Annotated in this window: 13 protein-coding genes and 2 tRNA genes; 11 read left to right on the forward strand and 4 right to left on the reverse strand. The window is 42.2% G+C overall.

Annotated features, from left to right (window positions below):
• Positions 1-129 precede the first annotated feature (129 nt).
• Complete coding sequence (locus tag G3W54_RS06890) at positions 130-588, forward strand: hypothetical protein (protein WP_162652353.1); 459 nt, start codon at positions 130-132, stop codon at positions 586-588.
• On the opposite strand, the gene G3W54_RS06895 is transcribed toward G3W54_RS06890, so the two are convergent.
• Positions 542-1,261: a hypothetical protein gene (locus G3W54_RS06895; RefSeq protein ID WP_162652354.1), complete on the reverse strand. Its 720-nt coding sequence runs from the start codon at positions 1,259-1,261 to the stop codon at positions 542-544. The two genes, G3W54_RS06890 and G3W54_RS06895, sit on opposite strands and share 47 nt — an antisense overlap.
• A 662-nt stretch (positions 1,262-1,923) precedes the next feature.
• On the opposite strand from G3W54_RS06895, the gene G3W54_RS19355 reads away from it, so the two are divergent.
• Positions 1,924-2,052 (forward strand): hypothetical protein, encoded by a 129-nt coding sequence (locus G3W54_RS19355; protein ID WP_256366910.1) that lies wholly within the window; start codon positions 1,924-1,926, stop codon positions 2,050-2,052.
• 178 nt (positions 2,053-2,230) lie between these two features.
• Here the strand turns inward: G3W54_RS19355 and G3W54_RS06900 are convergent.
• Positions 2,231-2,304: transfer RNA gene (locus G3W54_RS06900), tRNA-Cys, on the reverse strand.
• A gap of 462 nt (positions 2,305-2,766) precedes the next feature.
• Here G3W54_RS06900 and G3W54_RS06905 point away from each other — a divergent pair.
• The 5 genes from G3W54_RS06905 to G3W54_RS06925 all read left to right on the forward strand — a co-directional run bounded on the left by G3W54_RS06905 (position 2,767) and on the right by G3W54_RS06925 (position 7,937).
• Positions 2,767-2,841, forward strand: a tRNA-Asn gene (locus G3W54_RS06905).
• 215 nt (positions 2,842-3,056) lie between these two features.
• Positions 3,057-4,478: a deoxyribodipyrimidine photo-lyase gene (locus G3W54_RS06910; protein ID WP_162652355.1), complete on the forward strand. Its 1,422-nt coding sequence runs from the start codon at positions 3,057-3,059 to the stop codon at positions 4,476-4,478.
• Positions 4,475-5,821 carry an FAD-dependent oxidoreductase gene (locus tag G3W54_RS06915; RefSeq protein WP_244627849.1) on the forward strand — a complete coding sequence of 449 codons (1,347 nt, stop codon included), beginning with the start codon at positions 4,475-4,477 and terminating at the stop codon, positions 5,819-5,821. Before G3W54_RS06910 ends, G3W54_RS06915 begins: the two co-directional genes overlap by 4 nt.
• Positions 5,822-5,829: 8 nt before the next feature.
• On the forward strand, positions 5,830-6,621 hold the full coding sequence (locus G3W54_RS06920; RefSeq protein ID WP_162652356.1) for a DUF1365 domain-containing protein: 792 nt from the start codon (positions 5,830-5,832) through the stop codon (positions 6,619-6,621).
• A gap of 56 nt (positions 6,622-6,677) precedes the next feature.
• Complete coding sequence (locus G3W54_RS06925; protein ID WP_162652357.1) at positions 6,678-7,937, forward strand: cyclopropane-fatty-acyl-phospholipid synthase family protein; 1,260 nt, start codon at positions 6,678-6,680, stop codon at positions 7,935-7,937.
• Positions 7,938-7,983: 46 nt separating this feature from the next.
• On the opposite strand, the gene G3W54_RS06930 is transcribed toward G3W54_RS06925, so the two are convergent.
• Positions 7,984-8,760 carry an SDR family NAD(P)-dependent oxidoreductase gene (locus tag G3W54_RS06930; protein WP_162652358.1) on the reverse strand — a complete coding sequence of 259 codons (777 nt, stop codon included), beginning with the start codon at positions 8,758-8,760 and terminating at the stop codon, positions 7,984-7,986.
• Positions 8,761-8,784: 24 nt separating this feature from the next.
• A complete protein-coding gene (locus tag G3W54_RS06935; protein ID WP_162652359.1) occupies positions 8,785-9,441 on the reverse strand; it encodes a ChrR family anti-sigma-E factor in 657 nt (218 codons plus the stop codon).
• A 293-nt stretch (positions 9,442-9,734) separates the two neighbouring features.
• On the opposite strand from G3W54_RS06935, the gene G3W54_RS06940 reads away from it, so the two are divergent.
• From G3W54_RS06940 to G3W54_RS06955, 4 genes are read left to right on the forward strand one after another with little or no spacing between them, the layout of a single operon-like run.
• Positions 9,735-10,775: a cysteine synthase A gene (locus G3W54_RS06940; RefSeq protein ID WP_162652360.1), complete on the forward strand. Its 1,041-nt coding sequence runs from the start codon at positions 9,735-9,737 to the stop codon at positions 10,773-10,775.
• Positions 10,776-10,782: 7 nt separating this feature from the next.
• Positions 10,783-11,511 (forward strand): alanyl-tRNA editing protein, encoded by a 729-nt coding sequence (locus G3W54_RS06945; protein WP_162652361.1) that lies wholly within the window; start codon positions 10,783-10,785, stop codon positions 11,509-11,511.
• Positions 11,512-11,521: 10 nt separating this feature from the next.
• Entirely contained in the window at positions 11,522-12,382 is an 861-nt protein-coding gene (gene sseA, locus G3W54_RS06950) for a 3-mercaptopyruvate sulfurtransferase (RefSeq protein ID WP_162652362.1), read from the forward strand.
• A complete protein-coding gene (locus G3W54_RS06955; RefSeq protein ID WP_162652363.1) occupies positions 12,372-12,932 on the forward strand; it encodes a GNAT family N-acetyltransferase in 561 nt (186 codons plus the stop codon). Before sseA ends, G3W54_RS06955 begins: the two co-directional genes overlap by 11 nt.
• Positions 12,933-12,981: the final 49 nt, after the last annotated feature.

The following is a 12,981-nucleotide window of genomic DNA, read 5'->3' on the forward strand; positions in this document are numbered from 1 at the left end:
CAGGAGCGACAACCAAATGTTCTCAATTATCGCCGCCCGATCAGATGTTAATAATTGAACTATTTACTGAAATCATTTCAGAGATCCGACTGAAAAACTTTAAAAAAATAATTCACTAGGCTTATTTTAATGGCTAAAGTTTTTGATTTACCTAGTAAATTACTTTTCAATGCCGAACAGCATAACTTAATTCACGCTCAATGCTTTGAATGGATAAAGTCGAGCAACGGGTCCATGAATGAAGGGTTCAATAATATATTCCCTTATCTTAGTCTCTGCGGCACAGAGTGCAAATATGATCTCGCGCCTAAGATATTGAATATAGCTCCCCTTTCTTCGGCAAGGGATGAGTGGGGAGACGAATGGGCGGACAATATTCATAAGGAAAACAGGACACCTAATAGCGAACTGGAAATCATATCTGCACCAGGCTATCAGCAAGCTTTAAAAAATGGGTTCCACTATGATTTGATCGAAGCCAGTGACGGGCTTACCTATGAGCGCCTTACTTTCTCTATAAGAAGAAACCCATACGAAATTCCTATTTTTCTTGGGTATATACCTCTGATTCTGGGCCATAAGTGTTAATTGCTTCTGCCAAATGATAGATATCTATCTCTGAAATACCAACTAACGTATCCATCCTATTTATCCCATTAGGTTCAGTAATCCAATCAACAGCGTTGGGAACACAATAGGTGAAGCCTGTTTTGTATGGGAACCCCTTCTTAGCCAAGGACACTCTCATAAACCCATATAAGTAATCTAGATCTTTAAATCTCAAAAGAGCTTGAAGTATGCATAGCTGCGTAAATAGCGTAGCTAGATTATTATCGCGTTCGTTTTTATGAATCCACATATCACCCTGATAAGCAATATTGCCCGTTAGCTCAAAAACGATAGGTGCATGATTTTTGCCTATCTCACCACCATCATAAATCCTAGGTTGCTGTATTCTCCACATATCCGCTAAAGACCCCCTACCCAGCATGTCAAGCCTGACCGCTTGAATACCTACTATGTTTTGATCTTTGTCTGCTAATGATATCCAGAACCCATTATTCATAAAATCAAAATAGTCTATGCTAGATTGTTCTGTTTGATGATAGCCCTGTAACTGTTTGCTTTTGACTTTTAAGTCTTCAAAATTCGTGTGAAAGTTAGAAAAGATCCCCTTTTTTTCCATTGCTTGCACGATAGATCCTGACGCCTTTGCGATAGCTAAAGTGTCCCTTTTTTCTTTGATTGGTTTACTGTTCATTATAATCTTTCAAAACGGTTTAGATGGTAAGGCAAAACTATCGCAACTTGTAACTAAAGCACACAGTTAAAGTAAAACTCACATATTTTGTTGCACATAATAAAGTAACTGATTGTCTGGCACTATTGAAAACATTCAATTTACTTAGTCTTGTCCAGAACTCGATACCCGTTTCATTTGCAAACAATTTTACTATTTATATACAAATGTATATTTCAAGGCTTTGTATTTATTTACACATTTGTACAACCTAGTTCTCAACACAGCACGAAAAAGCCTACGAAAACCCTAGCGCCAATATGCTGAAACAAGAGGATAAACGTACAAACGCCAAACATATTCATCTGAATAACGCTTCCGGGCCATCAAAACACTCCTCAAATCTCGTAGAATTTTACAAAATTTACGGCTCAATTATAGGGGGCTTGGACAACGCGAAATGAGCTATAGACCTTCTCACAGCCACAGGCGTTAGAGTTTCTGATCTTAGATTGCTAAGGAAACCGCAGTTAAATGGTTGCCAGCTCAAATTCACGACGCAAAAAAACGAGCATGGGCATTGAAATTGATATTTATCCCACCCTAGCAGAAGAATTGCGATGCGATAATAGGCTCATTTTCTTACAACAGAGCGGGGAAAGCCCTGTGCAAGCGAGAAGGCCATGTCTCAAGCCATATCAAAATGGTTCAAAGAAGTCGAAATTCAGGGTATAACAGCCCATAGTGTTGGAAAATGGCTTGCAACCAAGATGGCAAATGAAGGTGTAGAGGAGTTTGGGCTTATAGTTTGATTTGGTTGGCTTGATTCGAAAAAAGCAAAACCCTACACTCAGACCTTATAATAGAACAAAAGCGGCCCGAAAAGCTGGTAAAACAGCAAGCATTGTGTAACGTCTATAATTTTGTTGCACGTAATAATGTGTAACAACTTTTCTAAGCAGTTGAAAAGTATGAATAAATTAATGGGATTGGAGGCCTCGTCCGGAATCGAACCGGAGTACGCGGATTTGCAATCCGCTGCGTCACCACTCCGCCACGAGGCCCAACCAAATTGTGGTTCATTTAAACCACAGAAACTAAACTGTTTCCAAAGCTTGCGAAGAAGACAGAGGAGGCTATAGGCTCAAAACAAAAAATCTGCAAGCCTATTTAGGTGCAATAAAAGCGAAAATTGTGAAGATTTTATAGATGAATGCCAAGATCAAATACTTCCATCTTCCATCCAATCATCAAATAAGGCTAAAATTTGCGAGTAAATGTTAGCCAAACTGATTCATCAAACGGACACAAAACCACCTCTAGATTCGTATGCAACCTAAATTATGACATTATAAGTAGAAAAGATTTATCTAAACAGCGGCCATGCAAACGAAAAACAAGAAGAAATGGAGCATCAAATACCCAATTTCCAAAGGCAGATGAGAATAATTTGTTTTTTTGAATAAAAAGACTTGGCAAATGAGATATCTATTTGTTATAGCCGCTCCAGTCTGATGTGACGATGTTCCCCGGTAGCTCAGTGGTAGAGCAGTTGACTGTTAATCAATTGGTCGCAAGTTCGAATCTTGCTCGGGGAGCCATTTTCTTGAAGTCGTACTTTTCCTGTACATTTTGGTATAATCCCCATATTCGCCATTTCTCTTTTTGGAATAATAATTATTATTATTTCTAAAAGTGGTGAAACTTTTGATCTAACTTCCTCGTTATCTCGTAAACAAAATACAAAACCAACTAAGGGCTTAGTTCAGGTTTGGTAATTTAGTTAGATGTCATTTGTTTGAGGCGGTGCGAAAATATGAGTGAGACAAGCGCCACAGCGGTCATGTGGTTTCGAAATGATCTTCGCACACATGATAATGCAGCACTTTTTGCTGCATGCCGCCACAAGAATATCATCCCCATCTATATACTTGATGAACATACTGGACGAGCGTTAGGTCTCGCCAAAAAATGGTGGCTACATCACGCACTCAACAAACTCAATGAGAATATAGAGCGATTAGGTGGGAAGCTAATCCTTCGCAAAGGTGACGAAGCAAACATATTAAAACAACTAATAAAGAAAACTAATGCTGGCAGTATATACTGGAACAGGCGCTACGAACCCGATTGCATTAAAAGAGATATCGCACTCAAATCTAATTTCGTAAACGAAGGCATCGACGTAAAGAGCTTCTCAGGCCATCTTTTGCATGAACCAACACAGTTGCAAACAAGATCAGGAACTCCCTTTCGCGTTTTTACACCCTTTTGGAAGGCACTTGATATCGAAGTGACAGACGCGCTCCCCATACCGCAGCCTGATACATTACCTCAGCAAAACCATGATATTGAGAGCGATAAGCTTACAGAATGGAACTTGTGTCCAGCAAATCCAAATTGGGCCTCAGGCTTTGCAGAATTTGCAACACCTGGTGAAAATGCCGCACAGAAAACTCTGCAACGATTTTTGGCTGGGCAAATATCAGACTATAAGGAGAGTCGCAACTTTCCCGCTCTTAGCGGTACGTCTTCGCTATCACCTTACCTGACATTTGGTGAAATTTCCCCCAGACAAATCTGGTGTGAAAGTCTTACTAAGGATGGCGGGCAGGCATTTCGGCGGCAGCTCGGGTGGAGAGATTTTTCCTATCACCTGCTTTTTCATAACCCAAACCTTAGTGATGCTAATTTCAACTCTAAATTTGATAATTTTGATTGGTCTGATAATTCAGATGGGCTTGAGTGTTGGAAGAAAGGGCTTACTGGCTATCCAATTGTTGATGCAGGTATGCGTGAACTTTGGCAGACGGGCTACATGCACAACAGAGTGCGGATGATTGTAGCCTCGTTCCTGACCAAGCATCTTTTGATTGACTGGCGAATTGGTGAACAATGGTTCTGGGATACGCTTCTTGACGCCGACCCAGCCAACAACGCTGCCAGCTGGCAATGGGTTGCAGGTTCTGGTGCCGATGCAAGCCCCTACTATCGAATTTTTAATCCAATTATTCAGGGAAAAAAATTTGATTCAGACGGTATTTATGTTCGAAGACATCTACCTGAATTGAGAAATCTAAACAACAAATTCATTCATACGCCATGGGAAGCATCAGATGCTGAGTTAGAATCCGCATCCATCACCCTTGGCAAAGACTACCCACATCCAATTGTTGAACATAGTTTAGCGAGAAATAGAGCACTAAGCGCTTATCAGCGCATGAAGGAAGCTGCATGAATCTGCATATGTCGAACCCGCCCCAAGATCCAAAAATGGGGCAAAAAATTGCTGTTATAGGTTCAGGCATATCCGGTAGCGGGGCTGCATGGATTTTGGATAAATCATATGATGTGACGCTATATGAGCAAAATAATATCGCAGGTGGGCATACGGCAACAGTAGACATTGATTATGACGGCACGCCGATTTCAGTCGATACTGGTTTTATAGTCTATAACGAAGCAAACTACCCTCACCTTACTGCCCTCTTTGATCATCTGGGTATAAAAACCCAAGAAAGTAATATGAGTTTTGCAGTTTCTCGCAACAAGGGTGAATTTGAATGGGGTGCCCACAAATGGAGCATGTTACTTGCACAAAAGCGAAACATCTTCCGTTGGGAATTTTTAACAATGCTTCGCGAAATTATGCGCTTTAATGGCCTTTGTCGCCAAGATCGAGACGATGGACACCTCAAAGATAGATCAATTGGTGAATATCTGGCTTGGCGAGGTTACTCTAAGAGTTTTCAAAATAACTATTTGGTTCCAGTAGCAGCGGCAATATGGTCATCATCTGCACAGAAAATGCTTGAGTTTCCAGCAACTAATTTTATCAACTTCTTTGAAAACCATCGCCTTGTTCACCGCCATGGCCAGGATTGGCGCACCGTAACAGGCGGTAGTCGCAACTACCTCAACAAACTTCATGGTCAAATGAAGGGCCGGATTAAGATTGGTTGTGGCGTTCAAAGTGTAGTGCGAGAAAATGGAAAATCAGTAATTACAGATAGCAAGGGCAATGTAGAAACATATGACCATGTTATTTTCGCATGTCATACAGATCAAATGCTGGCCATTCTTCAAAACCCGACACAAGACGAACGAAGCATCGCAGCAGCAATCCCCTACTCGCCAAACAAAGTTTACCTGCACAGGGATATAAACTTGATGCCAAAGCGCAATGCAGTTTGGGGCGCTTGGAACTATTTATTCTCCACATCAGATTCAATTGATGCGGATGTATCTGTTTCCTACTGGATGAATCGGTTGCAAAATATTGATCACAGCAAACCTCTTTTTGTAAGCTTAAACCCGAAAACAGCACCAAAACCAGATCTGACATTTAAAGAATTCACATACGATCACCCTCAATTTGGCACAAATACTCGTGAAGCACATAAGATTTTGGGTGAAATTCAGGGTCAAAATAATACGTGGTATGCTGGTGCTTGGACGGGTAATGGATTTCACGAAGATGGTTTGCGAAGCGCTGTTAATGTTGCCAATCTTTTAGGTGCATATGCGCCTTGGCAAAAACAAGAGCAGGCACGCGGCGTCACCCAAAGGGCAGATGCGTAATTTATTAGATGTTTGAGATAGATAGAGATATAAACGAAAGCGCAGCGTGGCTTTACCACGGCAAAGTTATGCACGCGCGTCTTTCACCAAGACAACATCGTTTTCAGTACTCTGTTTACTCCCTGTTGATTGATATCGACCAACTTGATCAGGCTTCCAAACTGTCATCAATATTTTCAATTAACCGCTTCAACTTAGTTTCATTTTACCCCTCAGACCATATGGTAAAGGGATGCACAGGAACGCTTCGACAACACGTCGAAGCCTGCCTAAACGAAGAAAGCATTCGTTGGACACCATCAAGAATTCTTCTTGCTTGCTATCCACGCATACTAGGACGTGTATTTAATCCGCTTTCCGTATTTTATATCTATAAGGAAAACCAAAAAATTGGTGCGATGATCTATGAAGTGCGCAATACATTCGGGGAGAAACACCTATATGTACTAGAAATCAACTCGAACGACACGACAAATAATCATATCCGCCAACAGGTGGACAAGAATTTTTATGTCTCACCATTCATGCAAATGGACATGCGTTATTTCTTTATTATGTCAGAACCTTATAAAAAAATGAGCTGGCGGATTATAGAGAAACAACAAGATATCCCGATATTGTCGGCAACATATTTGGGTACACAAACACACCTCTCAACAGCAAATCTCGCAAGATTTTTCTTGCAAATACCACTTTTAACGTGGAAAATCCTTGGTGGAATACATTTTGAAGCACTTAAGCTTTGGCTTAAGGGATTAAAATATGTGCCGCGCAAGAGCCACGAGAAAAGCACATCTTAAGTACTTCAAAATAATTTGAGCTGGGGAGCATCCAGTATTCAAAGGGAGATGATGTAATGTCAACTATGGCAACCGACCAAGGTACACAAAAAACGGCAAATTACCTTTCGTCTGAAAATGTTTCTACCTTCGTGAAAGGCTTACCTGCAAGAGCACAAATTGCCCTGCGTTCATTGGTCAAACTGCAATATGGTATTCTGAATTTGCAAATTCCCGATGGTCGTCGAGTGACTATAAAGGGTAGAAATGCAGGACCGGAAGGCACACTCATTCTACATAATTGGAATTTGATACATAAGGCACTTACTAATGCGACCATTGGTGTCGGAGAATCCTATATTGATGGCGATTGGGAAAGTCCTGATGCAGGCGCTGCTTTATCAGTACTGGCGATGAACCAAGGTGTTGATGATACAATTGCCCGGCATGCTCGAGGTCTGCTTCGATTTTTTGAACGTTTGCGCCACTCTTGGAGATCCAATACCAAGACGCAAGCTCGAAAGAACATCTCTGCGCATTATGATTTGGGAAATGATTTTTATGCGCAGTGGCTTGATGAAACAATGACCTATTCATCTGCACTTTATGAAGACGGCGCTAATGATTTAGCAACTGCGCAAAAAGCTAAGTATAAAGCACTCGCAGAAGCCACCGGCATTCAACCAGGTGATCGCATCCTTGAGATCGGCTGTGGCTGGGGTGGATTTGCAGAATATGCAGCTAAAGAACTTGATTGTCACGTAACTGGCCTATCACTCAGCCAGGAACAATTGAAATATGCCCGTGAAAGACTAGATAAGCTTGGCCTTTCTCACAAAGTAGACTTTAAGTACCAGGATTATCGCGATGAAACCGAAAAATATGATCGTGTCATTTCAATTGAGATGTTTGAAGCCGTTGGTGAGAAATATTGGCGTACATATTTTGATAAAGTCAAAGACTGCCTAAAACCCGGCGGGAAAGCAGGTTTGCAAATCATCACCATAAACCCAAGAAATTACAAACACTACAAAAACAATCCCGACTTCATTCAAAAATACATTTTCCCCGGCGGAATGCTACCTGCCGACGATGCCATCGAAGAATTGGGCGCTGTTTCCGGTTTATCCACAAAATCGAATAGAGCATTTGGTCTTGATTATGCTAAAACATTGGCAGAATGGCGCAAACATTTCTGGGATAAGTGGGAATCTATAAAACCATTGGGATTTGATAATCGCTTTAAGAAGCTATGGGAGTTTTACCTCTATTATTGTGAAGCAGGTTTTCGAGCAGGTACGATCAATGTACGCCAAATTGTTTATTCAAACGACTAGGTTTAAAGGCGACAAAGCGTACAAACGCCCCAAATATAGGAAGTTTTTATTTTGACGTCCTGCCAACCAGTGCAAAATATAGCTTGTACGGCAGCAGGTTCAAAAACTTAAGCACATAGGTAAAACGTTTGGGGAATGTGATCTCGAAACAGTCTTTTTTCAAACCTTCAGAGATGCGTTTTGCTGCTTCTTCTGCGGGTATAATCGCGGGCATTTTAAAATCATTCTGATCAGTTGCAGCGGTCTTAACAAAGCCTGGATTGATAACTTGAATTCGGATATTCAATTTGTCCAAATCAAATTTTAGGCTTTCAGCCATATTGATAACAGCAGCCTTTGTTGCACCATATGCCGCGCTTGTTGGCAGACCGCCATAACCTGTTACCGATGAGACAATTGCGACCTGCCCCCATCCCTGAGTTTTCATAGCCTCAATGGCTGGAACCATACCATTCACAACACCATAGAGATTCACAGAAAACGTACTCTGAAAATCTTCAATTTTAAGACTGTTACCACTCACCGGAATATAGACACCTGCGTTTAATATAACGAGCGAAATAGCCCCATGCTCGTTGGTAATACTGCCAACAATGTCGTTCATGGAAGCAGCGTCTGTTACATCACCTGCGCGCGCGATAATTTCGCCGCGAAGGTTTGATGCCTCATTTTTTAGTGCTTCAAGCTTATCAACAGAACGTGCGGTTGCAACAACATTGTAACCTTCGGAACAAAGTTGGAGTGCAACAGAGCGGCCAATACCTGAACTCGCACCAGTTACCCAAGCAACGCCGTCTGACGGTGAAGCATTGTAGATAGACATGAACTTGTCCTCAGCTTTTGAGTACTATCCGATTAAATCGCCCACGAGTTGGCCCCATGAACCTGTCAATTTCACACCATCTTCAAGCACAGCAAACCCAATACAAGGGCGATCTGAGCCTGCTTTTGGTCTGTGGTCAACACTTGCATCAGCAATTGAGATATCACCCTTGCCAAAACGCCCGCGCTGGTCGGTAAATGCACCATCAAGCACAATGGAAAGCTCGCACCCTTTGTGGGTATGTGCCGGCACAGTACGCCCGGGCCGGATCCAAAACATATTTACGTGACACCCATCCACTTCACCAAGGTCATATTCTTTGAAACCAGGCAACTTACTGCGCCAAGGAATATCATCTACATCATAACCAACAAAACGGCGCAAAGAACTCGGTAATTGAGTAGAATTACTACCGGATTGAATGATGTTTTCATTATCGACAATATCGTCTCCAGATGAAGCAAATATGGCAGCTAATGTATCGGAGGGCGCCAATAAATCTGTTGGCTGCAACTGCTCAAGGGCGCCACCAGCCACAGTTTCCAAATCCCGTACAAATCTCCGATTTTCAGATTTCAACTCAAGGTGAGCTTCAACTAATATACTTGCAGGCTTTGACAAACCGCCAGAAGCGTATTGCCCCAACAACGTATCTATCGCATCAATTTGACTTAGGCTCATTGTAAAATTATCTACCTATTGATCTGATTCAGTAACAGCACATTTAGACTCTAAATTGTCTGTTTTAGTTTGTTACGCAAAAACACTCAATTTGGATCATTTTACGAACTCAATCCACACTATTTCATCTTTTCTGAAAAATCACACAACAAACAATAACAAATTGTCTAATTTTTATTCACATTCAGAAATAATTTTCTACAATCACGAACATTCTACTATCTCAAATCCTTGTAATTTACATAGCAAAAATGCAATGACTGGAGAAATAGAAAACACATTTTGGAATTAAGATGAGCACCTCAGAAAATATACTAAACTTGATTGGAAATACACCGCTGGTAAGGCTGAAAAAAGCGAGTGAAGAAACAGGTTGCACAATCTTGGGGAAAGCCGAATTTTTAAACCCAGGCCAATCGGTAAAAGATAGAGCCGCACTTTCTATGATAAGAAACGCGGAGAAAAGCGGGAAACTAAAACCCGGAGGTACAATTGTCGAAGGTACAGCAGGAAATACCGGCATCGGAATAGCAATGATCGCGCGAGTTCTAGGATACCGCGCATTGATCGTAATTCCAGAAACGCAATCTCAAGAAAAAAAAGACGCTTTGCAATTAATGGGGGCGGAATTGGTTGAGGTTCCTGCTGCGCCATACAAAAATCCAAACAACTATGTGCACGTATCAAGCAGAATTGCAGAGCAATTGGCAAAAACAGACCCTAATGGCGCTGTTTGGGCCCAACAATTTGACAATGTTGCAAATCGGCAAGCCCATATTGATACAACAGGGCCTGAAATATGGCGCGACCTCGATGGAAAAATTGATGGGTTTGTCTGTGCTTGCGGCTCTGGTGGTACATTAGCTGGCACTAGCATAGCGCTAAAAGAACGCAGCAACGATATTAAATCCGCAATTGTCGATCCCGACGGTGCAGCGCTTTTCAGCTACTACACTCAAGGGGAATTGAAATCTTCTGGCGGTTCAATCTCCGAAGGTATCGGTCAAGGTCGAATTACAGCTAATCTGGAAGGCTACAAGCCTGATATGGCTTATAATGTTTCCGATAAGGAAGCTCTTCCAATTATTTTTGATCTCGCACAAAATGAGGGACTTTGCATGGGCCTCTCAACTGGTATCAACATTGCGGGTGCTATTCGCATGGCGAAAGAAATGGGCCCCGGCCATACGATTGTTACAATCCTGTGTGATTATGGAAATCGATATCAGTCCAAGCTTTATAATCCGGAATTTTTGCGTTCAAAAGACTTACCAGTTCCGGCATGGTTAGAAAAGAAAGTTGATATCGAAATCCCCTTCATTACAGAAAGCTGATCGGAAGATGACAGAAACCCTTTTTCGGCAGGATGCTTATCTTTCTGCGTGTGAAGCGCATGTTATAGACGTTGATCCACGGCGTGGAGTTATTCTGGATAAAACATGTTTCTATGCAACATCGGGCGGACAACCAGGCGATATAGGGTTTCTTGAACGTGAAGATGGTTCAAAAATTGAGATATCCGATACCATTCACGGTGAAACCAAGGACATTATTCTACACATTGTTGCCGATGGTTCTGCCCTTCCGGAAAAAGGCGAAAAACTTGTACTTCATATCGATTGGCAGCGCAGGTATAAGCTTATGCGCATGCATACTGCATGCCACCTCCTATCGGTCATATGTCCCTTCCCGATAACGGGTGCGCGCGTCGGAGAAGATGAATCCCGTATAGATTTTGATATGAGCGAGACCGTCGACAAAGTCGAGACAACAAAACAAATGATGAACCTAGTAAAAGAAAACCATACTATCTTCAATCAGTGGATTACCGAAGCTGAGCTTGATGCCAATCCAACATTGGTGAAATCCAAAAACGTTCGCCCTCCCCGTGGGTTAGGAGACATTCGGCTTGTCTGTATTGGCGAAGACTCAGCAATTGATAGCCAGCCATGCGGAGGAACACACGTAGCGGAAACGCAAGAAGTCGGAGACATTCACATTGGAAAAATTGAAAAAAAAGGTCGTGAAAATCGTCGATTCCGCATACGATTTGGCAAAATACCAAACTAAGGCAGAAATTATGACAGACCAACAGAACCCTTTTCTGAAATCATTCGAGTGGCTTGAAGAAAATTTGAGCGATAAAGACCTTCGTATCATCGATGCATCTTGGTTTTTGCCCGCTCAAAACAGAGATCCAATCGCAGAATTTGAAACTGCCCACATTCCAAACGCTATTTTCTTTGATCAAGATGAAATTGTCGATCCAGAATCAAACCTTCCACACCCACTCCCAGACCCAGATACATTCGCAAAAGCAGTCGGAAAATTAGGCATATCGGAAGAGAATGTAATTGTCGTCTATGATGCGATGGGAATGATTACAGCCCCTCGTATCTGGTGGATGTTTAAAATCATGGGAGCTCGATCTGTCTATGTGCTAGATGGAGGATTTGATGAATGGAAAGCAAAAGGCCTACCCATAAGTTCCGAAAAAAACCCGTCAAAACCATCAACTTTCACACCTTATTTTGACAAAGACGCAGTCTCTTCCATTGATGATGTATTGGCCGCTATTGGCGACGAGCAGATACAAATTCTTGACGCACGAGCCGCTGGCCGTTTTAACGGAAGCGAAGCCGAGCCCCGTGCAGGCATGCGCTCCGGACACATGCCAAGTGCCATAAACACACCAGTCTTATCACTATCAGAAAACGGAAAACTTAAATCTATCAGTGATTTAAAAGCGCTATTTGAATCTAAATCTGTAGCTTTTGACAAACAGGTTATAACGACATGTGGATCTGGAGTTACCGCTGCGGTCATTACTTTAGCGCTTAATTCCATCGGACATACGAATGTGCAACTTTATGACGGCTCCTGGTCTGAATGGGGCGGAAGAGACGATACGCCAATTGAGACAAGCACCGATGATGTTTGAATACAAACCAAAACCAATTGAAACCACCATAACGCACTTGCGTATGGATGAGCACACTTCGCATGCTCACACGCGACCATCCAATATAAATGCTGCATTAATGCGTGCTGAAAATCCACCTCTACATTTCTATCGCTACCTACAACACAGCGTGGGCGAACAACATGTATGGGTTGCGCGCTTGCGCATGACTGATGATGAACTATCCAAAATCATCCACGCAAAGACAACAGACATTGATGTGCTTTACATCGATGGTGTTCCGTCTGGCTTTTATGAAATTGATAGATCCAAGCCGGAGCTTGTTGACCTCGCTTACTTTGGATTGATGGAGCATGCAATTGGACGCGGCTTAGGAAAATGGTTTCTATCTCAAGCCATATCATCTGCGTGGGCGTCAGAGCCTGACGCAGTATCTGTTTGCACATGCACGCTCGATCATCCAGCAGCGCTTGGTCTTTATCAAAAACTGGGATTTAAGGCGATTGCTCAGCAGCATAGCAAGTATGCGCCGCTCTCCAAAAAGGAACGACTGGCAATCCTTAAATAAAAAAGCGCCGCCAATTTGGCGACGCTTTTCTCAATCTAAATTTCAGATC

It is taken from the genome of Lentilitoribacter sp. Alg239-R112, from assembly GCF_900537175.1.
GTDB lineage: Bacteria > Pseudomonadota > Alphaproteobacteria > Rhizobiales > Rhizobiaceae > Lentilitoribacter.

Coding starts and splice junctions, on each gene's coding strand:
- G3W54_RS06890 (WP_162652353.1), top strand. CDS start 130: ATGGCTAAAGTTTTTGATTTACCTAGTAAATTACTTTTCAATGCCGAA.
- G3W54_RS06895 (WP_162652354.1), bottom strand. CDS start 1,261: ATGAACAGTAAACCAATCAAAGAAAAAAGGGACACTTTAGCTATCGCA.
- G3W54_RS19355 (WP_256366910.1), top strand. CDS start 1,924: ATGTCTCAAGCCATATCAAAATGGTTCAAAGAAGTCGAAATTCAGGGT.
- G3W54_RS06910 (WP_162652355.1), top strand. CDS start 3,057: ATGAGTGAGACAAGCGCCACAGCGGTCATGTGGTTTCGAAATGATCTT.
- G3W54_RS06915 (WP_244627849.1), top strand. CDS start 4,475: ATGAATCTGCATATGTCGAACCCGCCCCAAGATCCAAAAATGGGGCAA.
- G3W54_RS06920 (WP_162652356.1), top strand. CDS start 5,830: ATGTTTGAGATAGATAGAGATATAAACGAAAGCGCAGCGTGGCTTTAC.
- G3W54_RS06925 (WP_162652357.1), top strand. CDS start 6,678: ATGTCAACTATGGCAACCGACCAAGGTACACAAAAAACGGCAAATTAC.
- G3W54_RS06930 (WP_162652358.1), bottom strand. CDS start 8,760: ATGTCTATCTACAATGCTTCACCGTCAGACGGCGTTGCTTGGGTAACT.
- G3W54_RS06935 (WP_162652359.1), bottom strand. CDS start 9,441: ATGAGCCTAAGTCAAATTGATGCGATAGATACGTTGTTGGGGCAATAC.
- G3W54_RS06940 (WP_162652360.1), top strand. CDS start 9,735: ATGAGCACCTCAGAAAATATACTAAACTTGATTGGAAATACACCGCTG.
- G3W54_RS06945 (WP_162652361.1), top strand. CDS start 10,783: ATGACAGAAACCCTTTTTCGGCAGGATGCTTATCTTTCTGCGTGTGAA.
- sseA (WP_162652362.1), top strand. CDS start 11,522: ATGACAGACCAACAGAACCCTTTTCTGAAATCATTCGAGTGGCTTGAA.
- G3W54_RS06955 (WP_162652363.1), top strand. CDS start 12,372: ATGATGTTTGAATACAAACCAAAACCAATTGAAACCACCATAACGCAC.